The following is a 22,475-nucleotide window of genomic DNA, read 5'->3' on the forward strand; positions in this document are numbered from 1 at the left end:
GCTGTCTCCTTGAGGCGTGGTGAGGCGTGGTGAGGCGCGGTGAGCGGGAACGGGTGCGCTGGGCGTGCGGCACCCGGTGCGGTGGGGGGTGGGGGAAGCGGTCAGAGCGCGGCGGGTTCCGCCGCGGGACGGGCCGGTTCCGTGAGCTCGGCGATGGTGCCGCGGTCGAGCTTGAGGATCTGGTCGGCGATGGTGAAGTAGCGGTCGTCGTGGGTGATGGCGATGACGGTCTTGCCGCGCTTGCGGAGCGCGGGCAGGACCTCGGTGTAGAAGAACTCCCGGAACTCGGGGTCCTGGTCGGCGGCCCACTCGTCGAACAGCAGCACCGGCCGGTCCGAGAGCAGCGCCGCCACCAGGGCGAGGCGTTTGCGCTGCCCGGTGGACAGGGAGATGGTGGAGAACTCGCCGTCGCGCACGGTCACCTTGCTGTCCATGCCGAGCTGGGCGAGCAGCCGGTTGGCCTCGTCGTCGCCCGCGGGGTGGGCCGGCAGGGTGCGGAAGAGGTGGACGTCGGCGAAGACCCCGGCGACGCTCCCCCGTAGCTCCTCGACCCGGTCCCCGACGACGGGCGTGCCGTCGAGGACGACCTCGCCCGCGCTCGGCGGATAGAGCCCGCACAGCATCTTGGCCAGCGTGGTCTTGCCGCTGCCGTTGCCGCCGATCAGACAGGTGAGGGTGCCGGGCGCGAACTCGACGTCGATCGGGCCGACTTGGAAGCCCTTCTCGTCCCCGGCGGTGTCGTAGTGGAAGACCGCGCCGGACAGCCGCAGCTCGGCGCCCGCGCTCTGCTCGGCGTCGGCACGCTCGGGGGTGCCGAGTCCGCTCTCGTCGCCCAGGTCGAGCGCGTCGAGGGAGCGCAGGGCCGTCCCGGCCCGGCCGAGCGCCGGGATCAGGTTGAGGACCGTGACCAGCGGGGTGTTGATGTAGATGACGGCGAGGGTGAAGCCGGTCAGGTCGTCGGCGGGGATGTCGAAGTGGGGTCCCGCGAACAGCATGATGCCGATGCAGGCGAGGAAGAGCAGCTGCCCCCAGGAGCCCGCGATGGTGTAGAGGCCCACGCCCCGGGTGGTGTCCCGCACCAGGAGCTTGCCGGTGGCGCCGACGCCGCCGTCGAGGACCTCGTCGCGGCGGCCGCGGTCGAGCTTCAGCTCCTTCGCGCCGCGCGTGACGCTCTCCAGGTGGCCGTGCATGGCGTCCTGGTGCTCACGGGCGCGGCGCAGATGGACCCCGGCCCGGCGCACCGGGAGCTGGTAGAGCAGCAGGCCGACGGCGAGCACGCCGACCATGCCGAGCAGCATCTTCCAGGAGAGCACTCCGATGTAGACGAAGGCGCCGATGACGATGGAGCCGTTCATGGAGAGCAGCGGCACGCTGCTGACCGCGCTGGTGATGATCTGTACGTCGTCGGTGAGGGCGGACTGGAGCCGGGCCGGGCCGATGCGCTCGATGCGGCGCATGCCGCTGTCCAGGATCCGGCGGCACAGCTCCATCCGCAGTTCCTGGATGGAGCGCTGGGCGAGGCGGATCAGCAGGATGGAGGAGACGGCCCCGGCGAGCATCACGGTGAGCGCCGCCGCCACGAAGGCGGCGAGCAGTCCGGTGCCCGGGTCGTCGAGCCGTTCCAGGACCCGCTGGAGCACCGCGATCAGCGCCACGGTGGCGCCGCCCGAGAGCAGGCCCGCGACCACCGCGGCGATCACGGTCGTCCGGGACCGGGTGGCGAGGAGGGAGATGAAGTTCATCGACGTCCCGCTCTCCGCGCCGAGGCACCGTCGGTGCTCTCCCGCGCCGCCTTGACCAGTTCCGCGACGCCCGCCACGGTGAAGTCCGCCATGGCCTGCTGCACCCGAAGGCGCACCCCGAACTCGCGCCGCACCCGCAGGAGCAGCCGGGTGGCGAGCAGCGAGTGGCCGCCCGCCTCGTAGAAGTGGTCGCGGATGCCGAGACCTTCCAGGCCGAGCAGGTCCTGCCAGATCGCGAGGAGTTCGCGCTCGACCTCGTCGCGGGGCGGCTCGGCGCTGCCCGACGTGCCGAGGAAGTCGTCGGCGGTGGGCGCGGGCAGTCGGCGCCGGTCCAGTTTGCCGCTGGGTGTCTGCGGGATCTCCTCGACGAGGCGGATCGCCGCGGGCAGCGCGTAGCGCGGCAGGCGTCCCGCCGCCCGGGTGCGCAGCTCGCCGCGGTCCAGGTCGCCGCTCTCCGGCACCACGTACGCGACCAGGCGCGGTGTGGCCCCGGCGGCGCCGTGCACCACCACGACGCAGTCGGTGACGCCCGGGTGGTCGACGAGGACGGACTCGACCTCGCCCAGCTCGATGCGGTGGCCGCGGAGCTTGATCTGGTTGTCGAAGCGGCCGAGGAACTCCAGCTGGCCGTCGGCCCGGTGCCGGGCCCGGTCGCCGGTCCGGTAGAGCCGGGCGCCGGGTTCGGCGGCGAACGGGTCGGGGATGAAGCGTCCGGCGGTGAGGCCGGGGCGCCGCCAGTAGCCCTGGGCCACCTGGACGCCGCCGATGTACAGCTCGCCCGCGGCGCCGGGCGGCACCGGCTGCATGTCCTCGTCGAGGACCCAGATCGTGGAGCCCGGCACCGGTGCGCCGATGGGGGCCCGCTGTCTGCGGGTGACCTCGGCGGTGAGTTCGGCGACGGTCATCAGGACGGTGGCCTCGGTCGGGCCGTACCAGTTGAAGACCCGGCAGCCCTGTGCGGAGGGCCCCTCGAACCAGTCGGCGAACCGGGCGGGGACGACCTCCTCGCCCGCGAGCAGCAGCGCCCGCAGGCCGAGCGGCACGCCGCCGGTGTCGCCGCTGCCGTCCACGGCGGCCAGCTCCTGCGCGATCGTCGGGGTGGTGGCGAGCATGGTGACGCCCTCGCCCCGCAGATGGCCGTGCAGCTGCTGCGCGTCCGCGGCGACGTCGCCGGGCACGAGGTGGATCCGGGACCCGGCCACCAGGCCCGCGAACAGCTCCCACACCGACAGGTCGAAGGTGAAGGTGGAGCGGACCGCGACCACGTCGTCGGCGGTGGGCGCCACGACGGTCCCGGAGGCCTCCAGGTAGGCGAGCAGGTTGTGGTGGCTGACGCCGACGCCCTTGGGGGTGCCGGTGGAGCCGGAGGTGTAGATGAGGTAGGCGAGGTCGGCGGCGTCGGCGCGCTGCGGGACCGCGGCGTCGGTGGACGCGGCGGCCTCGGCGACGGTGCGGACCGTGATGCCCTCGTCGGCGAGCAGCGCGAGCACGTCCGCGTCGTCGTCGGTGAGGTGCGCGGTCAGCGCCGTGCGGCAGCCCGAGTCGCGGATCAGGTGGGTGATGCGCTCCAGGGGCAGCTCGGGGTCGACGGGGACGTAGGCCGCGCCCGCCGTCATGGCGGCGAGCAGCCCGGTGACCAGGTCGACGCCGCGCCTCGCGACCACCGCCACCAGGTCGCCGCCGCGCACCCCGGCGGCGGTGAGGCCGTCGGCGGCGGCGCGGGCCCGCTCGGTGAGCTGGCGGTAGGTCAGGGCGCCGCCGGGTCCGGTGACCGCGACCGCGCCGGGGCGGGCCGCGGCGACGGCCTCGACGGTCTCGTGCAGGGTGCCCGCGGGCACGTCGAGCGGGCCGCCGTCGGCGCGCCGGGCGGCGGCCGCCGCGTCGTGGGGCAGCAGGCTCGCCGCGTCGTGCGGAGCGTCGGGGTCGGTGGCGAAGCGGCGCAGGGCCTGGGCGTACATCGTGGCGAGGTCGGCGGCCCACTCGTCGGAGACGCGGTCGCTGTCGTAGGCGAGGATCAGGCCGAGCTCGTTGGCGGGCGGGTGCACCGAATAGGTGGTCATCACCGCGTAGTTGGTGTCCTCGGCGGACGCCGGGTGGTGGTCGATGAGTTCCACGACGCCGGTGTCGAGGATCTCGCCGAGCGCGTGGAAGCGCACGAAGTTCACGCCCACGTCGAACAGCGGGTCGTTGCCGAGCGCCTGCTGCACGTTGATCAGCGGGGTGTGCCGGTGTTCGAGGAGGCCGCGCTCCTCGTCGAAGGCGCGCCGGGCCAGCTCGCGCCAGCTGCCGCCGGGCACGGACAGCGAGGTCGGCAGCATGTTGATGAACAGGCCGCGCAGGTCCTTGGCGCCGGGCAGGTCGGGCCGGCCGTGCATCACCATGCCGGTGACGGGGTCGGTCACGGCCAGGGCCTCGGCGAGGACCTTGAAGTGCACGCCCACGGCGAGGCTCTTGAAGGGCAGGCCCTCCTCCTGGGCGAGCCGTGCCAGGCGCCGGGAGGTGTCGGGGTCGATGTCGACCTGGACCCGGCGCACCTGCGGCAGTCCGGAGGGGCGCAGGTCGGCGACGGAGCGCGGTTCGGCGTCGGCCATCCGCTGCCGCCACGTCTCCGCGACGTCCGCCCCTTCCAACGCGGCCCGCTCCGTCTTGATGAAGTCGGCGTACCGCAGAGGCAGTTCGGGCCAGCGGGTGCCGTAGTCGGGGGCGTCGTCGAGCAGCGCCGCCTGCCGGCTGAAGATCTCCGTGACGGTGGACGTCCAGCTCCAGCCGTCGAGGATGACGTGGTTCTCGCTGACCGTCAGCTGGAACTCGTCGTCGCCGAGCAGGTGCACGGCGAGCCGCTGCAGCGGGGCGCGCTCCAGGTCGAGGTGGTCCTCGCGCTCGCCGGCGACGAAGTCGTCGATCTCGGCGGCCTGCGCGGCGGCGTCGAGCCCGGACAGGTCCCGCACCGTCAGGAGCGGCGGCACGTCCCGGTGCACGATCTGCAGCGGCTCGGAGTAGCCGTCCAGGGAGATGCTGGTGCGCAGGACGGGGTGGCGGTCCATGGTGTCGGCGAGGGCGCGGCGCAGCGGCTCCGCTTCCAGGCGGCCGCGCATCCGCACGCTGACGGTGTTGTGGTAGATGCCCGCCTCGGGGTGCAGGTGCAGGTGGTAGAGCATGCCCGCCTGGGTGGCGCTGAGCGGGTAGGCGTCCTCGGCGTCGGCGGGCAGCGCGGCCCGGTCGTCGGCGCTGATCATCTCGAACGGCTCGGCGCGCGCCAGGGTCTCCTCGCGGCTGCCCGCGAGGTGGGTGGCGAACTCGGCGACGGTCTGGTGCTTGAACACGGCGTGCACACGGGTCTCGTGGCCGAGGGCGCGCAGCGTGCCGGTGATCTCCACGGCGCGGATGGAGTCCCCGCCGAGGGCGAAGAAGTTGTCGTGCACGCCGATCCGCTCGACACCGAGGACCTCGGCCCACACCCCGGCGACGGTCTCCTCCAGGCCGGTGCGCGGAGCGGTGTACTCGGTCCCGGCGTCGAGGCGCGCCTCGGCCGGGTCGGGCAGGGCCCGCCGGTCGGCCTTGCCGTTGACGGTCAGCGGCACCTCGTCCAGGGCGGTGTAGACCGCGGGCACCATGTAGGACGGCAGCAACCCGGAGGCGTGCTCCCGGAGTTCGGGCACGTCGGGCAGCTCACCGGCGGCGGGCACCAGCCACACGACGAGCTGCTCGCCGCGCACGTCGGCGACCGCGGCGGCGACGCCGGGGTGGGTGGCGAGGGCGACCTCGACCTCGCCCAGCTCGATCCGGAAGCCGCGGATCTTCACCTGGGCGTCGGCGCGCCCCCAGTACTCGAACTCGCCGTCCTCGGTGACCCGGGCCAGGTCCCCGCTGCGGTACAGGCGGGCCCCGGGCACGTCGGAGAACGGGTCGGGCACGAACCGCTCTGCGGTCAGGCCGCCGCGGCCCGCGTAGCCGAGGGTGACGCCCGCGCCGCCGACGTGGAGTTCGCCGACGAGCCCGGCGGGCAGCGGGTTGAGGGCCGCGTCGAGGACGTACAGGGTCAGGTCGTCGATGGGGACGCCGATGGGGCTGCCGGTGCGGTCGCCCAGGTCGTCGGCGGTGATGACGCGGAAGGTGGAGTGCACGGTGGTCTCGGTGATGCCGTACATGTTCACCAGGACCGGGGCCCGGTCGCCGCGCGCCTCGATCCACGGCCGCAGCGTGTTCGGGTCGAGCCGCTCGCCGCCGAACACGACGTGGCGCAGGGCGAGTTCACGAGTGGAGCCCTCGGCGGCGTCGGCCGCGACCACGCCCTTGAAGGCCGACGGGGTCTGGCTGAACACGGTGACGCCGAGCCGCTCGACGAGGGCGAGCAGGTCCGCGGGCGACTGGGCGGTCTCGTCCGGCACCAGGGCCAGCTTCCCGCCGTGCAGCAGCGCGCCCCACAGCTCCCAGACGGACACGTCGAAGGCGTAGGAGTGGAAGAACGTCCACACGTCGTGCGGCCCGAAGTCGAAGCGCCGCGCGGTCGAGGTGTACAGGCGCAGGACCTGGGCGTCGGCGACCTCCACGCCCTTGGGGCGGCCGGTGGATCCCGAGGTGTAGATGACGTAGGCCACGTCGCCGGGGTGCCGCGCGGGCAGCGCGGTACGGCTCTCGGCGGCGCTGTCGGGCCCGGCGAGGGGGCGGCCGTGCCCGTCGACGCACACCTGCGGCAGGTCGGTGCCGAGCGTGCCCGCGCCCTCGGCGCCGCACACCAGGAGACGGCCGCCGCTGTCGCTGAGGACGTGCCGGACGCGGTCCGCGGGGTTGCGCAGGTCGAGGGGTACGTACGCGGCGCCCGCGCGCAGGACCGCGAGGATCGCCACGATCTGCGCGGGCCCGCGCTCCAGGTACAGCGGGACCCGGTCGCCGGGCGAGACCCCCAGGTCCACCAGGTGGCGGGCCAGGGTCTCGACGTGGTCGGCGAGTTCCGCGTACGTGATGTCCTCGCCCTCCCAGTGCAGGGCGACGCGGGCGGGGTGGCGGGCGGCCGAGCGCAGGAAGGCGTGGTCGAGGCCGTGCGTGACCCGGGACTCGGCCATCGGGCCCTCGGGGTCGGACGGCGTGGCGAGCGGCAGCAGCCGCACCTCGCGGTCCGGGGCGTCGAGGCCCGCGGTGAGCAGCTGGACGTACGCGTCGAGCAGCGCGCCCGCGGTGTGTTCGCGCAGCAGCTCCGTGTCGTACTCCAGCATCAGCTCCAGGTCGTCGCCGCGGTGCGAGACGCTGAGCGTGACGTCGGTCTTGGAGGCGGCTGTCTCCACCGGGACGGGGGTCATGACGGCCTCGCCGAGGCGCAGCGCGGAGCGGTCCTCGCCGAGGTAGGCGAACATCGCGCCGAACAGCGGGGCCCCGGTGCTGCCGCCGACCGCCGACACCACCGACGAGGTCAGCACGTGCTGGTGGTCGAGCGACGCGGCGACGGTGGCGGCCGACTCCTGGGCGAGGTCGCGCAGCGTCGCGCCGTCGCGCAGGCGGCTGCGCAGCGTCAGGGTGTTGATGAACGGGCCGACGGTGGCGCGCAGTTCGGGCCGGACGCGGTTGGCGACCGGCACCCCGATCACCAGGTCGTCGGTGAGGGCGGCGCGGTGCAGGGCCGCCCGCCACGCGCCGTAGAGGACCGCGAAGACGGACACGCCGCAGCCCGCGGCGAACTTCTCCACGCGGTCGCGCAGCGCGGGCCCGGTGGGGCGCACCAGATGGTGGCCCTGATGGCCGCGCGTGTCGGGGCGGGGATGGTCGAAGGGCAGGCTCAGGCCCCGCGGGGCGCCGTCCAGCTCGGTCCGCCAGTGGGCGAGGGAGGCCTCCCGCGAGGGCGCGTCGGCGCTGTTGCCCTCCCACCAGGCGTAGTCGGTGTACGAGGGGCCCTCGGGCGCGGCCGGCGGTGTGGTGCCGGTGCGGAACGCCTCGTAGGCGGCGGTGAGTTCCTGGATGAGGACGCTCACCGACAGGCCGTCGACGACCAGGTGGTGGAAGGCGACGACGAGCCGGTGCCGCTCGGGCGCGAGGGCGATGAGCAGGCCGCGGGCGAGGGGTCCGCCGGCGTCCAGGGCGAAGGGGGCGCGCAGTTCGGCGTCGGTCAGCTCGTCCCTGCGCCGCTCGGCGGCCGCGGCGTCCGTGGCGGCGAGGCGGGTCAGGTCGGTGCGGCGCAGCGGGGGCAGCGCGGGCAGCAGCCGGGCGTGCGCCTTGCCGCGGACGTCGTCGGTGACCAGGCGCAGCCCTTCGTGCCGGGCGAGCATCCAGTCGAAGGCCCCGGTCAGCGCGTCGGCGTCGAGCGGGCCCTCGATGTCGAGGGCGGCGGGGACGGTGTAGGCGGTGCCGGTGGGGTCGAGGGCGTGCGCCGTCCACAGCTGGAGCTGGCTCTCCGAGAGGACGACCTGGGAGCGGTCGGCCCGCCGGGGCACGCGGGAGGTCGTGGTCTCGCGCCCCGGACGGCGGGCCGCGAGGGCGCGCCGGGCCTGCTCGAGACGATCGAAGCCGGCAACGCGTTCGGGTGCGGTCATGACTGTTCCTTGGGGACGTCGTGGGCGGTGCCCTCGGTGGGGGGCTCCGGATCGTCTGCCGGATCCAGGGCGGCGAACGCCTCCGCGAACTCGCGGACGGCGCCGTCCTGGTCGTGGGCGAGGAGCAGGTTCGCCTGGTCCGCGACGGTGGGCGCGGTGAGCAGGTCCTGCAGGGGCAGTTCGGTGCCCATCAGTTCGCGGACCTGGGCGACGGTGTGCATGGCGCGGATGGAGTCGCCGCCGAGGGCGAAGAAGCTGTCGTGCGCGCCGACCCGCTCGACGCCGAGGACGGTGCGCCAGATCTCCGCGACGACCATCTCCACGGGCGTGCGCGGCGCGGTGAACTCGCCGCCCTGCTCCAGGTGTCCGTCCGCCGGGTCGGGCAGCGCGCGCCGGTCGGTCTTGCCCTGGGGCGTCAGCGGCACCCGGTCCAGGGCGACGAAGAGCCCCGGGACCAGGTACGCGGGCAGCACCGCGGCACAGTGCTCGCGCAGCTCCGCCACGGTCGGCGCGCCGTCGGGGCCGGGCACGAGCCAGGCGACCAGGCGGCTCTCGCGCGCGTCGACGACCGCGGCGCGGACGCCGGGGTGGCGCAGCAGGACGGCCTCGACCTCGCCGGGTTCGACGCGGTAGCCGCGCACCTTCAGCTGCCCGTCGGCGCGCCCGCAGAACTCCGGCAGGCCGTCGGCGCCGATGCGCACGAGGTCGCCGGTGCGGTAGAGGCGGGCGCCCGCCTCGGTGGCGAACGGGTCCGGCAGATAGCGCTCGGCGGTGCGCCCGCCCCGGCCCGCGTAGCCGCGGGTGACCCCGGCGCCGCCGACGTACAGCTCTCCGATCACGCCGGGTGCGACCGGCGTGAGCGCCTCGTCGAGGACGTGCAGCGTGGTGCCGCCGACGGGGCCGCCGAGGCTGACGCGGCCGTCGGCGCCGACGATCCCGGCGGTGGCGTTGGCGGTGGTCTCGGAGGGCCCGTACAGGTTCCACAGCCGCGCGTTCGGCAGCAGGCGGTACGTGCGCTCCACCAGGTCGGCGGTCAGGGCCTCGCCGCCGAGGAGCACGTCCAGGGCCCGCTCGCGCGGCGCGGCCGTGCCGTCGGCGGACTCCAGGGCGCGCAGGGTCTCGTCCCACAGGCGGGGCACGGTGTTGACCGTGGTGACGGTGGTGACGTCCGCGCCCGAGACGGCGGCGGCCAGTGTCTCGGCGGGCCGCTGTCCGGCCGGGGGAAGGACGACCGTGCCGCCGAGCACCAGCGGCCCCCACAGCTGCTTGACGGAGGCGTCGAAGACCGGTGCGGCGGTCGCGGGCAGCACGGTGTCCGGGCCGATGAGGCCCGCGTCGGCGAGCCAGCCGAGGTAGTTGACGACGTTGCGGTGGGTGACGGCGACGGGCTTGGGCCGCCCGGTGGAGCCGGAGGTGAACAGGAGGTAGGCGAGGTTGTCGGGCGCCGCGGGGCCGTCCTTGGCCGCCGCAGCGTCGGCTTCCTGGCCGCCGCCGATGTCGTCGGCGGTGAGGAGGACGACGTCTCGGCCCTCGGCCTTCCCGTCGCCGTGGCCCAGCAGGGCCGCGGTGTCCGCGGTGGCGACGCACGTCCGGGCGGACGCGTCGCCGAGGAGCGCGGCGATCCGGTCGGCCGGGTCGTCCGTGTCGACGACCAGGTACGCGGCTCCGGCGCGCAGCACGGCGAGCTGGGTCACGAGGCGGGCCACGGGGTCCGGCACGAGCACGGCGACGGCGGACTCGGGGCCCACTTCCAGGCGGGCGGACAACCGGTCCGCGGAGGAAAGGAGTTGACGGTAGGTCAGCTCACGGTCGCCGCAGCGCACGGCGGGCGCGTCCGGGGTGCGCGCGGCGGCGCGGACGATCAGGTCGGGAAGGGTGGCCTCCTGCCAGTCGGCTGCCGTGGCCGACACGGGTGCCGCGAGCGGTGCCGCGGCGGCGCCGAGGGGCGTCCGGCCGATCCGCGTTCCCGGCTCCCGCGCGCCCTGCTCCACGACGGCGGCCAGGGCGTCCAGGATCCGGTCGGCCACCGGGCCGCCGAGCCCGGCCGCGGCGGAGCCGTCCAGGCGCACCTCGACGCGGTCGCCGTGGCGCACGGCGGCGAGGCGGAACGCGGGTCCGGCGCCCCGGGCCGCGAGCGACTCGACGGACCAGCCGCCGACGTACTCCGGCACCTCCGCGTACGAGAAGGCGAGCGGCCCGCTCACGGCGGACAGGTCACTGATCAGCTCGACGCTCTCGCGCTGCTCGGCCCGCGCCGCCCGCACCGCGGACACCACGTCCGCGAGGGTACGCCCGGACCCGAACTCGTACCGCAGCCCCGGCCAGGCGCTCAACGGGCCGAGAGAGGACTGGAGTTGGGGTACCTCGCGCAGGCCGGTGCGCACCCGCACGGTGAGCGTTCCGGCGCCCCCGAAGCGGTGCAGGACCACGAGCCAGGCCGCGAGGAGCAGCGCCTCGGCCTCGCCCGTGGGGTAGCTGGCGGCGGGGAGGGTGAGCGAGCGGACGGAGTCGGCCGCGGGCCGGACGCCCGCCCCCGGCGCCGCCGCGTCCGCCGCGGCCGAGGCAGCCGTCACACCGGACGCGGGGGCCAGCGAGCGCACCCGTGCCACCGCGTCGCCCGTCTCGTCCGTCGCGTCGGCGCCGCCGTGCGTGGCCTCCTGGTTGGCGCGGGCGGCAGCCGCCTCGGGCTCGGCGAGCATGTCGTGCAGCCACTCGGCGATGTCGGCGTACTGGAGGGAGTCGCCCTCGTCCCGGCCCGCGCCCTCGCCGGTCGCCCCGGCCAGTTCGCGCTCCAGTTCGGCCGCGAGGAGCAGCAGGCCCTCGGGGTCGAGGACGTGGGCGGAGGCGGCGAGCTGGACCCGGCCGCCGGGGCCCGCCAGGGCGGACCAGGGCGGTCCGTAGACGCCACGGTCGGCACGGCCGGCGCTGTCGGCACCGGCTTCGGTGGGCTCGGGGAGCGCGTCGGAGAACACGTGCTGCGTGGGCGGGCCGCCCGCCGCGGACGCCACCAGCGCGGTGCGCAGCACCTCGTGCCGCCGTGTGAGGGCCGCGACGGCGGCGGCGAGCCGCTCCCCCGCCACGGCTTCGGGGGCCTGGAGGACGAGGGTCGTCACCGTGTCGTCGCCGGTGGCGTCGTGCTGCTGCGGCCCCGCGCGGAAGATCTCCGCCGCGGGCGCGGCCGTCGCGGCCGCTGTGGAAGTCGTAGTCACCGTCTGTCCCCCTGAGTCTGCGTGGTGGTGCCGTCCTGCGCCCCCGCGCCGCTCGGCGCGGGCCGGGTCTCCAGGTCGTGCCAGGTCGCCGCGCCCGCCATGGCGACGCGGATCTGCCGCTTGCCGGTGAAGGGCGCCCGGCCGTGCGAGGCCAGCAGGTTGTCGACGACGAGGACGTCGCCGAGCTGCCAGTCGAAAGCCGTGGACTCGGCGTCGAACGCGCCCCTGATCGCGTCGAGGTCCGCGCGGTCGAACTCGCTGCCGTCGCCCACCCGGCTGGTCTTGGGCACCCGCTCGGGGCCGACCTGGCTGAGCAGTTCGGCGGCGAGTTCGTCGCCGAGCGTGCTCAGGTGGAAGCTGGTGGCCTGGTTGAACCAGACCCACTCGCCGGTGACCGGGTGCCGGGCGACGGCGGGCCGCTGGGCCTCGGTGCGCAGGTGGTTGTCGGCGACGCGCTCGACGCGCACCCTGGTCTGCTCGGCGTAGGCGTCGAGGCCGCTCTCGTCGCAGCCGAGTGCCTCCTGCCAGGGGATGCCGACGCCCGGCGTGTAGTTGCGCACGTACCGCACGCCGTGCTCCTCGACGCGGGCCACCAGGTCGGCGGGCAGCCGGCCGAGCACCTTGCGGGAGTCGGCGAGCGGGGTCTGGCCGCCGGTCTCCGAGGGCAGCGCGCAGGAGAAGCCGAGGACGCGCGGCCAACTCCAGCTGTAGCAGGCCTCGTTGTGCATCTCGATGGTCTGGTCGGCGGGGTACTCGGTGGAGGAGTAGATGCCGTCGCCGAGGTCGCTGCGCGGTGTGGCGCCGTCCTGGTAGGCGAGCGCGCCGTCACCGGCGACGGCCTCCACGACGGGGCGCAGCGCGTCGGCGCCCTCGTCGAAGCCCCGGAAGAGCACCGCGCCGTGCTCGTGCAGCCGTGTCCGCACCAGCTCCGCGTTGGCCCGCACCCACACGGTCAGCGGGACACCGGGCCGCTGCGGGGTGGCGAGCACGGGCAGTGCCGCGGGCTCCAGAGGGCCGAAGGCGACGACTGACGCGTCCGTCAGGGACCGTCGCCTGACCGGCTCCTGGGGCATGCGGGACGTACGAAGGGACATGGGTGCTCCGTTTGCTTGTCGGTGGTGGCCCGCGGGGACATGGGCGTGTCCGGGCGGGCGGGTTCGGACCGGCCGCGTGGGGGCGGCCCTCCGGGGTGGTTCGGTGCTCGGTGCGCTGCTCGGTGCGTGCTACGCGGTGCGGTGCACTGCCGTGCCGCGTCGAGCCGGGCTGCGCGGTGCTGGGTGGTGCGGTGCGTGCTGCGCTGTGCGTGGTGTGCGGTGCCGTGCGGTGGTGCCGGGCACGGCCGAGGCCCGGCTCAGGCGCGGGCGCGGACGGTGGGCGCGAGGCGTGCGGCCCGCCGGGCGCGGCCGGCGGCGCGTTCGCCGCGGGCCCGCTCGGTGAGCGCGGCGCGGACCTCGCCGACGGTCGCGGCGTCGTCGGCGAGCGCCGTCAGGGCGCGACACAGCTGGTCGGCGAGGGCGGCGGCCCGCTCGGTGGGGACGCGGACGGTGTCGTGGTTGAGTGCGATGGCGAGCCGGTCCCCTTCGGGGGCGGCGGAGACGGTGACGGGAAGTTCGGTCTGTTCGAGCGCCTCGGACCGGGTCACCGACAGGCCGGGAAGTCCCGCCCCGAGGTCGGCGAAGGGGAAGTTGGCGACGATCACCGAGGTGTCGAAGAGTCCGGCGGAGCTGGTCCGTCCGTTCCACACGGCGATCCGGGCGAGCGGGGTGTGGATGTGCTCCTGTGCCTGGTGCAGGGCCTGCTGTACGTCCCTGGCCCAGGTGCCGACCGGCAGTGCGGCGGGCAGCCGGGTGCGCAGCGGCACGGTGTTGATGAACATGCCGACCGTACGGTCCACGTCCGCGAGGTCGGCGGGCCGCCCGGACCCCACGCTGCCGAACACCACGTCGTCCGAGCCGGTCTCGGCGGCGAGGGTGAGGGCCCACGCCGCGTGCACCATGCCGCCGAGGGTGACGCCGAGGCGGCCCGCGGTGTCCCGCAGGCGTCCGGTGTCCGGCGCGGGCAGCGCCACCTCGTGGTCGCGGTGGACCGCGGCCCTGTCCGCCGCCGGGGCGAGCGGCACCGGGGCGCACCCGGCGAGGCTCCGGGTCCAGAACTCCCGGGAGGCGTCCGGGTCCTGGCGTGCGACCCACCGGGCGAACGCGCCGAAGTCCGGCGCGGGGGCGAACCGCGGGGTCTCGCCCCTGCCGTGCGCGGCATAGTGCTCCAGGACCTCCCCGAGCAGGATCGGCAGCGACCAACCGTCGAAGAGGACATGGTGGTTGGTCCACACGAACGCCCACCGGTCGGCCGCGAGCCGGGCCACGGCGAGCCGCGCGAGCGGCCCTTCACGCAGGTCGAAGCCGGTGTGCCGGTCCAGTCGTACATAGGCGTCGAGGCGCGCGTCGGCGGTCCCGCCCGGGGGACCCGCCGGGTCCCCGGAGCCGTCGCCCGCTCGGCCGTCCCCGCCCGCCCGCGCGTCCCCGGCCGCTCGCGCCGCACTGCCGTCCGGCGTGAGGTCCAGGAAGGTGACGGGCAGTTCGCACGTCGCGGGCACCACGAGCAGCGGCCGCGGGACGTCCTGCCACACCGGCACCCCGCGCAGCACGGCATGTCGGTCGACGGCCGCCTGCCACGCCCGCGCGAACGCCTCCTGGTCGAGGTCGCCCTCCATGACGCAGACGAGCTGCTCCACATAGACGCCACTGCCACCGCTGCCCGCCGCGCCGCCCTCGGCGAGGCTGCGGAAGACCATGCCCTCCTGGGTCGGGGTGAGCGGCCAGACGGCGGTGAGACCGCCCCGGCGCACGGCCCAGTCGCGGACGGCGGCGACGGGCGCGGTGCCGTGCCGCAGTCCCGCGGCGAGCACCGGCGCGTCCGACTCGGCGGCGAGCGCGCGGAGTTCGTCGAGGACGGCGTCCGCGAGCGCGTCCGCCGCCTCCTGTCCGGTGTGCTCCACCTCGACGGCGAGGCGGCCGTCGGTGACCAGGCTCTCCACGACGATCGCCGCGGGACGGGTCCCGTGCGGGTCGCGGACCTGGCCGAAGCCGGGCGCGAGGAGTTCGAGCGCGGCCCGCGGGTCGGCGCTGGAGCTGACCCGGCCCAGGTAGTTGAAGTTGACGTGCGGGGCGGGCAGTTCGGCGAACCGGCGTGCCAGGTCCTCGTCGTGCGCCAGGTGCCGGACCACGCCGTGGTCGATGCCCCGGTGCACCAGGTCCCGAAGGCGGGCGCGGACGTCCCAGAGGGTGCCGAGGGGGTCGTCGTCCGCGGTGGCCACCGGGAACGGCGCGAGGGTGGTGAACCAGCCGACCGTGCGCGACAGGTCGAGGTCGGGGTGCAGGTCCTCGCGGCCGTGGCTCTCCAGCTCCACGACCACCGAGGGCAGCGCGTCGATCCGGGCCAGGGCGCGGGCGGTCGCGGTGATCAGCCCCTCTTCCAGGGTGCCGGCGAGCCGCCGCACCAGCGTCTGCTGGAGCTGTTCGGTCTCCTCCGCGGTCAGGGCGCGCCGGGCGCGGCGGGCGTCGCCCTCGGTCCCGGGGGCGGGCGCGGCCGTCCTCGGCCCCGCGATGGCCGCGAGTTCGTCGAGGTCGGCGCGGACCCGGTCGAGGACCTGCGGGTCGAGGGCCCGGCGCCGCAGTTCGGCGGTCCACTGCCGGTGCGTGGTGCCCTCGGCCTGGAGGACGGGGGGCTCGCCGGCGCGGACGGCGTCGAGCGCGAACTCCAGGTCCTCCAGGACGATGCGCCAGGAGACCGCGTCCATGACCAGGTGGTGGGCACTCAGCAGCAGCCGCTGCGGCACGTCGGGCCCGAGGTCGGCCAGATGCGCCCGCAGGAGCGGGCCACGGGCGGGGTCGATCCGGGTGTTCAGCTCGTCGGCGACCATCCGCAGCCAGTCGTCGGCGGAGCCCGTCGTGCCCCCGGAGTCCGCCGAGAGCTCGCTGTACTCCACCGGTACGTCGACCTTCGGATCGACCACGGCCCGCACCCCGCGCCCGTCGACCCGGCCGTCCTCGGCACCGATGCCTTCGCCGTCCGTATCGCCCTCGGCGTCACCGTCCACGAACCGGGTCCGCAGCGCCTCATGGGCCTCGGCCACGGCGTTGAGCGCCGCGCCGAGTTCGTCGGGGCTGACGCGGGTGCGCAGGCCGAGGAGCAGGCCCATGTTCCAGTGGGCCGGGGTGTCGAGGTCGAGTTCGTGGAACCAGCGCTGGATCGGGCTGAGTTCGTCCGTGCTGTCGCCCTGCGCGCGGGCGCCGGTGCTCGCGCCGGTGGTGACGTGCGGGGCGAGGTCGGCGATCGTCGGGTACTGGAACATCTGGCGCGGGGTCAGCTGGATCCCGGCGCGGCGGGCCCGCGCGACGACCTGGATCGACAGGATGGAGTCCCCGCCGAGGGCCAGATAGCCGTCGTGCACGCCGACCCGGTCCAGGCCGAGCACCTGGCACCACACCTCGGCGAGGCGCCGCTCCACCTCGGTGCGGGGCGCGACGTACCCCTGGTCGTCGGTCTCCCACGTGGGGGCGGGCAGGGCGCGCCGGTCCACCTTGCCGTTGGCCGACAGGGGCAGCGCGTCGAGGACCACGACGGCGGCGGGGACCATGTGCGCGGGCAGCCGCTCCCCGGCCCCGGCCCGGATCACCCGCGGTTCGCAGGCGGCTCCGGCGCGGGCGACGACGTACGCGACCAGGCGCGGCTCGCCGCCACCCGTGGGCGCCACGGCGGCCACCGCGGCGTCCGCCACTCCGGCGGCGTCCCGCACCACGGCCTCGATCTCGCCCAGCTCGACGCGGAAACCGCGGACCTTGACCTGCTCGTCGACGCGCCCGTGGAACTCCAGGGCACCGGCGCTGTCGAACCGCACGAGGTCACCCGTGCGGTAGAGCCGCGCCCCCGGCTCGGACGTGAAGGGGTCCGGCACGAACCGCTCGGCGGTGAGACCGCCCCGGCCCGCGTAGCCGCGTGCGACCCCCGCCCCGCCGACGTACAGCTCCCCCACGCCGCCCGGGACCACCGGGCGCAGCGTCTCGTCGAGGACGTACACGGTGCGGCCCGGCAGGGGCCGTCCCAGCGGGACGGTGCCGGTCGCGCCGTCGGCGCCGACCTCGTGCACGGTGGCGGTGATGACGGTCTCGGTGGGGCCGTAGGCGTTGATGACGCGGCCGCCCACCGTGCGCCGCCAGATGCCGGTCTCGGCGGCGGGCATGGCGTCGCCGCCGACGACGGTGAGGCGGACGGCGAGGGCGGCGGGCACCGCGGCGCCGTCGGCGAGCGCGGTGGCCAGCTGCCGCCACAGGCCGGTCGGCGGGTTGAAGACGGTGACCCGGTGCTCGGCCAGGAAGGCGAGGAGTTCGTCGGTGGCGAGCAGTCCGTCGGGACGGAGCACGGCCGCGCCGCCGCACGTCAGCGGTGCGAGCAGCTGCTCGGTGCTGACGTCGAACGAGAAGGAGCCGAAGACCATGACCCGGTCGGCGGGGCCGAGCCCGAAGGCGCCGCTGATCTGGGCGAGGTGGACGGCCAGTTGGCCGTGGGTGACGGCGACGCCCTTGGGGCGTCCGGTGGATCCGGAGGTGAAGACGAGGTACGCGAGGTCGTCGGCGTCCGCAGCGTCCAGACCCGTCCGGTCGGCGTCGGCCGTCAGGTCGAGGGCGTCGATCTCCAGGACCGGGGTGGCGGAGGGCAGGAGGCCGTCGATGACGTCCCGCTGGGCGGCGCCGCGCACGACGGCCGCACAGCCCGCCTCGCCCGCCATCATGCGCAGCCGCTCGGCGGGGTACGACGGGTCGAGGGCCAGCCACGCGCCCCCGGCCCGCGCGACGGCGAGCATCGCCACCGCCATCAGGGTCCCGCGCGGCAGGCAGAGGCCCACCACGGCGTCCGGACCGACGCCCGCCGCGCGCAGCCGGGCGGCGACCACGGCCGACGCGCGCTCCAACTCCCCGTACGTCCACGACCGTTCGCCGTCGACCAGGGCCACGTCGCCGGGCCGGGTCCGGGCGTGCGCCACGACCGCATCGGGCACCAGGCCCGCGCTGTCCGCCGCCGGGACTCCGGCGCCGGACCAGGCGAGGAGCGCCTCGGTGTCGCCGGCGCCCAGCTCGCCGAGGGTGACCGCGGGGTCGCCGGTGAGGGCGTCCAGGGCGCGGTCGAGGTCGTCGAGGAGGCGGCGCGCGGTGTCGGCGTCGTACGCGGCGGCGTCGACGCTCAGGCGCAGCTCCAGGTGCTCGCCGGGCATCACCTGGACGCTGACCGGGTAGGTGGTGCGCTCCAGGAGGCGGCCGCTCTCCAGCGTGAAGCCCTCGGTGCCGAAGCCCTCGAAGGGATAGTTCTCGACGACGACGATGGAGTCGAAGAGCGGGGCGCCCGCGGGGGCCCCGGCCCAGGACGTGACGTCGGCGAGCGGGGCGTGCTGGTGGTCGGTGAGTTCCTGCAGGCCCTGGTGGACGGCGCCGAGCCACTGGTCGGCGCGCAGATCGTCGGCGATCCGCACGCGCAGGGGCAGGGTGTTGATGAACAGGCCGACGGTGCGTTCGATGCCGTCGATCTCGGCGGGGCGGCCGGAGAGCACGCTGCCGACGGCCAGGTCGCGGGCGCCGGTGCGGCGGGCGACGACCAGCGACCAGGCGGCGTGGACCAGGGCGGCGAGTGTGACGCCGCGGTCGCGGGCGGTCTCGCGCAGGGCCCGGGCGCGCTCGTCGGGCAGCCGCAGCGCGGGCTCGTGGGTGCCGGTGCGGTGGTTCTCGGCCTGGGCGCGACCGGGGGCGAGCAGCGCGGGCGTGGTGAAGCCGGTGAGCTGCTTGCGCCAGAACGCCTCGTCGTCGGAGCGGTCGCGGTGCTCGTTCCAGCGCACGAAGGTGCCGTAGTCGGGGGCGGGCACCAGTTCGATGTCGGTGCCGTCCCGCAGGGCGGGGTAGAGCGTGAAGGCGTCGCCCGCGACGACGGGCAGGGACCAGCCGTCGATGAGGATGTGGTGGTTGGTCCACACGAAGGTCCACTCGTCCGCGCCGGTGCGAAGCAGCGCGAGGCGCACCAGCGGGCCGCCGCTCAGCTCGAAGCCCTCGCCGCGGTCGCGCGCCAGGAAGTCGTCCAGGCGCTCCTGCGCGGTCGGCGCGGCGCTGTCGTCGGCGGCCGTCCAGTCCTCGAACCGGGCGGGTACGTCGATGTCTCGGGGCACCACGAGCAGGGGCCGGTCGGTCTCCTGCCAGGAGCAGCGGGCGCGCAGGGCGGAGTGCCGGGCGATGGCGCCGCGCCAGGCGTCGAGGAAGGCGCGCGGGTCGATGTCGCCGCGCAGGACGCACACCAACTGCTCCGTGTAGGCGTCCGATCCGGGCTCGGCGAGGGCGTGGTAGAGCATGCCCTGCTGGAGGGCGGACAGGGGCCACACGGCGTGCAGCGGGCCGAGGTCGCGTTCCCAGGAGGCGAGAAGGCCAGCGGGCAGACCGGTGGTGTCGATGCCGCCCGGGGCCGGTTCGCCCTGGCTCGGGGCCGACTCGTCGGCGGCGGGCAGGAGTTCGGCCTGCGCGGCGAGCCCGGCGACGGTGGGGTGCTCGAAGAGCTGACGCGGGGTGATGCGCAGTCCGGCCCTGCGGGCCTTGGCCACCACCTGGATGGACTGGATGGAGTCGCCGCCGAGGGCGAGGAAGTCGTCGTGCACGCCGACGCGTTCGAGGCCGAGGACCTGGCACCACACCTCGGCGAGGCGGCGCTCCGCGTCGGAGCGGGGCGCGACGAAGTCCTTGGCGGACGTCTCCCAGCGGGGCGCGGGCAGGGCACGCCGGTCCACCTTGCCGTTGACGGACAGGGGCAGCGCGTCCAGGGTCACGACGGCGGCGGGGACCATGTGCGCGGGCAGGCGCTCCCCGACCCAGGCGCGCAGGGCGCCGGTGTCCACCGGGGTGTCGTCGGCGGCCACGACATAGGCGGCCAGGCGCAGTTCACCGCCGCCCGGCGGGGTCACGGCGGCCACCACGGCGTCGGTGACCGCGTCGGCGGACCGGAGCACGGCCTCGATCTCGCCCAGCTCCACGCGGAAACCGCGGACCTTGACCTGCTCGTCGACCCGCCCGTGGAACTCCAGGGCACCGGCGCCGTCGAACCGCACGAGGTCACCCGTGCGGTACAGCCGCGCACCGGGCACCGTCGAGAACGGGTCGGGCACGAACCGCTCGGCGGTCAGGTCGCCCCGGCCCGCGTAGCCGCGCGCCACCCCCGCCCCGCCGACGTACAACTCCCCCACGCCGCCCGGGATCACCGGGCGCATGGCGTCGTCGAGGACGTACACGGTGGTTCCGGCGATCGGGGTGCCGATGGGGACGGTGGCGGGGTCGCCGTCGGCACAGAAGTGGCCGGTGGCCCAGACGGTGGCCTCGCTCGGGCCGTACTCGTTGACGAGGGCGCAGTCGGGGAGCGCGGCGCGGTGCTCGGCGACCAGGTCGGCGGGGCAGGCCTCGCCCGCCACGACGACGGTGCGCAGCGAACGGCCGGGCCCGCCGGGCCGGTTGAGCAGGGCGCGGTAGAAGGAGGGGACGGTCAGGGTGTGCGTGAGGGCGTGCCGCTCGACCAGACCGGCGAGTGCGTCGGCGTCCTTGACCTGGTCGGCGTCGGGCACGGCGAGCGCGCCGCCGAGGGTGAGCGTCCAGAAGATGCCCGCGTAGGCGCTGTCGAAGGAGAAGGACGAGAGGAGCAGGAAGCGGGGCGCGTCCGGCCCGTAGAAGGCGGCGCGCGCGGCGGTGGAGCGGGACAGGGTTCCGTGGGTGACGGCGACGCCCTTGGGGCGGCCGGTGGAGCCCGAGGTGAACACCAGGTACGCCAGGTCGTCGGGGTGCGCCGCGTCCAGGCCCGCCCGGTCGGCGTCCGCCGTCAGGTCGAGGCCGTCGAGCTCCAGGACGGGGGTGCCCGCGGGCACGACGTCGTCCGCCAACTCCCGCTGGGCGGCGCCGCGCACGACGGCAGCGCAGCCCGCCTCGCCCGCCATCAGCCGCAGCCGCTCCGCCGGGTACGAGGGGTCGAGGGCCAGCCACGCGCCCCCGGCCCGCAGCACGCCCAGCATCGCCACGGCGGTCCCCGCGCCGCGCGGCAGGCACAGCCCGACCACGGACTCCGGGCCGACGCCCGCGTCCCGCAGCCGGGCGCCGACGACCGCCGAGGCGCGCTCCAGCTCCGCGTACGTCCACGACCGTTCCCCGTCGATCAGGGCGACGTCGTCCGGCGCGGTCCGGGCGTGCGCCAGGATCGCCCGGTGCACGGGCTGTCCGTCGCCCGCCGCGGGGACCCCGGCGCCCGTGTGGCGCGGGCCCGCGCCACCGGCCGTGCCGAGGTCGGCGACGGTGGCGGCCGGGTCGGTGACGGCCTCGGTGACGAGGGTCTCGAAGAGCCGGGCGTAGCCGGCGACGGTGTCCGCGTCGAGCCGCGCCGGGTCGAAGTGCAGGACGCCGAGCACCTCGCCGTCGACCTCGCCCGCCTGCACCCGCAGCGGGAACTGCGCCACCTGCTGGCGGACCGGGACCGGCTCGGTGTCGTAGCCGGAGATGTGGACGGTGCCGAGACCGCCGGTGATCGACCGGGTGCCGTACGAGAGCCGGTCGGACTCGAACTGGAAGCTCACCTGGTACAGCGACTGGCCGGACAGGGCCGAGCCGGGGTTCAGGCGGCCGAGGACGGTCGGGGTGGGCAGGGCCCGGTTCCGGACGGCGCCGACGTGCGCGGTGCGAGTGGCGTCGAGCACGTCGGTGAAGGCGGCTTCCGGCCGGATCCGGGTGCGCAGGAGAAGGGAGTTGGTGAAGTGGCCGACGGTCCGCTTGACGGAGGTCTTGCGGCCCTCCACGGGGAAGCCGACGACGAGGTCGTCCGCGCCGGTGAGCTTGTGGAGCAGCACGTTGAAGGCGGCCAGCAGCACGGTGGCGGTGGTGCTGCGGCTGGATCCGGCCAGCTCCCGGATCCGGTCGACGGTCGTCGCGCCGATGCGGAACGGGACGTGGGCGGGGGCGTCGGGGTCGGCGACCGGGCGGGGCGCGGTCATGCCGGGCAGGTCCAGGGCGAAGCGGCAGCCGTCGAGCTGCCGCACCCAGTAGTCGCTCAGCGCCTCGGCGCGCGGCCCGGCCAGGAAGGCGTGTTCGGCGGCGACGTGACGCGCGTAGGAGGTGTCGGGGCCGGCGGGCAGGCCGGGGGTGCCCTCGGCCTCGGACCGGTAGGCGGTGAGCAGGTCCTCCAGGGTGAGGAACAGGGAGCTCATGTCGCCGACGACGTGGTGCAGGACGAGGTGCACGGTGGTGGCCGCGGTGTCCTGGTAGACGAAGAGGCGGGCGGGCGCCTGGTGGCCCAGGGCGAAGGGGCGCTCGTAGTCGCGGGCGGCGAGGATCCGCAGCTCGTCGGCGTCGACGCCCGGCGTGTCACGGACGGCGAAGGGGGCCTCGGCGGTGCGGTGGCGCTGTACGTAGCCCTCGGCGCCGGGGGCGACGGTGCTGGTGAGCACCGGGTGGCGGGCGCAGACGGCGTCCCAGGCGCGACGCAGCAGCTCGGTGTCGAGGCGCTCGGTGACCTTCACGGTTCCGGCCACGTGGTACGAGGGCGACTCGGGCGCGAGTTCTTGAAGGAAGAAAAGGGATGCCTGCCCGACCGAAAGTGGAATATCCAATTCCGCCTCTGGTCGCCTTTCGGCCCGGCCGTGATTTCCCCCGTGCACGACATCCACTGCGACGCCCTCCCCGTGAGCTGTCACAAAAAATGACAGAGCCCGTCATACGTGTGACAGGGCCTGTCACACGAGGCACAACAGTAGACACGGCCCTGTCACACTTCAAGCCAAAAATTGCACGCACCGTGCGGTAGGGCGTTGACCTGCAATGGTGTTAAGAAGTCGCCAAGTTCGCGACGAGGCTGCGCACCGGTTCGACAGCCATACCCCCTTCGCCCTACTCTGCCGCCGTAATAGCCGGTGACAGGGCCGCACGTTCCTTGCGGCCCTTGACCAA

At 75.3% G+C, this 22,475-nt stretch carries 5 protein-coding genes; all 5 read right to left on the reverse strand.

Annotation, left to right across the window (positions count from 1 at the left end; genetic code table 11):
• Positions 1 to 101 precede the first annotated feature (101 nt).
• The 5 genes from AB6L24_RS05140 to AB6L24_RS05160 all read right to left on the reverse strand — a co-directional run bounded on the left by AB6L24_RS05140 (position 102) and on the right by AB6L24_RS05160 (position 22,222).
• Entirely contained in the window at positions 102 to 1,742 is a 1,641-nt protein-coding gene (locus AB6L24_RS05140; RefSeq protein WP_405652573.1) for a cyclic peptide export ABC transporter, read from the reverse strand.
• Positions 1,739 to 8,263 (reverse strand): amino acid adenylation domain-containing protein, encoded by a 6,525-nt coding sequence (locus tag AB6L24_RS05145; RefSeq protein ID WP_405652575.1) that lies wholly within the window; start codon positions 8,261 to 8,263, stop codon positions 1,739 to 1,741. Before AB6L24_RS05145 ends, AB6L24_RS05140 begins: the two co-directional genes overlap by 4 nt.
• Entirely contained in the window at positions 8,260 to 11,472 is a 3,213-nt protein-coding gene (locus tag AB6L24_RS05150) for an amino acid adenylation domain-containing protein (RefSeq protein ID WP_405652577.1), read from the reverse strand. Before AB6L24_RS05150 ends, AB6L24_RS05145 begins: the two co-directional genes overlap by 4 nt.
• On the reverse strand, positions 11,469 to 12,566 hold the full coding sequence (locus tag AB6L24_RS05155) for a TauD/TfdA family dioxygenase (RefSeq protein WP_405652579.1): 1,098 nt from the start codon (positions 12,564 to 12,566) through the stop codon (positions 11,469 to 11,471). Before AB6L24_RS05155 ends, AB6L24_RS05150 begins: the two co-directional genes overlap by 4 nt.
• A gap of 257 nt (positions 12,567 to 12,823) precedes the next feature.
• The gene (locus AB6L24_RS05160) at positions 12,824 to 22,222 is read right to left on the reverse strand and encodes an amino acid adenylation domain-containing protein (RefSeq protein WP_405652581.1); all 9,399 of its coding nucleotides are present in this window, start codon (positions 22,220 to 22,222) and stop codon (positions 12,824 to 12,826) included.
• Positions 22,223 to 22,475 lie beyond the last annotated feature (253 nt).

It is taken from the genome of Streptomyces sp. RK9 (genome assembly GCF_045070545.1).
In the GTDB taxonomy this organism is placed as follows: Bacteria; Actinomycetota; Actinomycetes; order Streptomycetales; family Streptomycetaceae; genus Streptomyces; species Streptomyces alboflavus.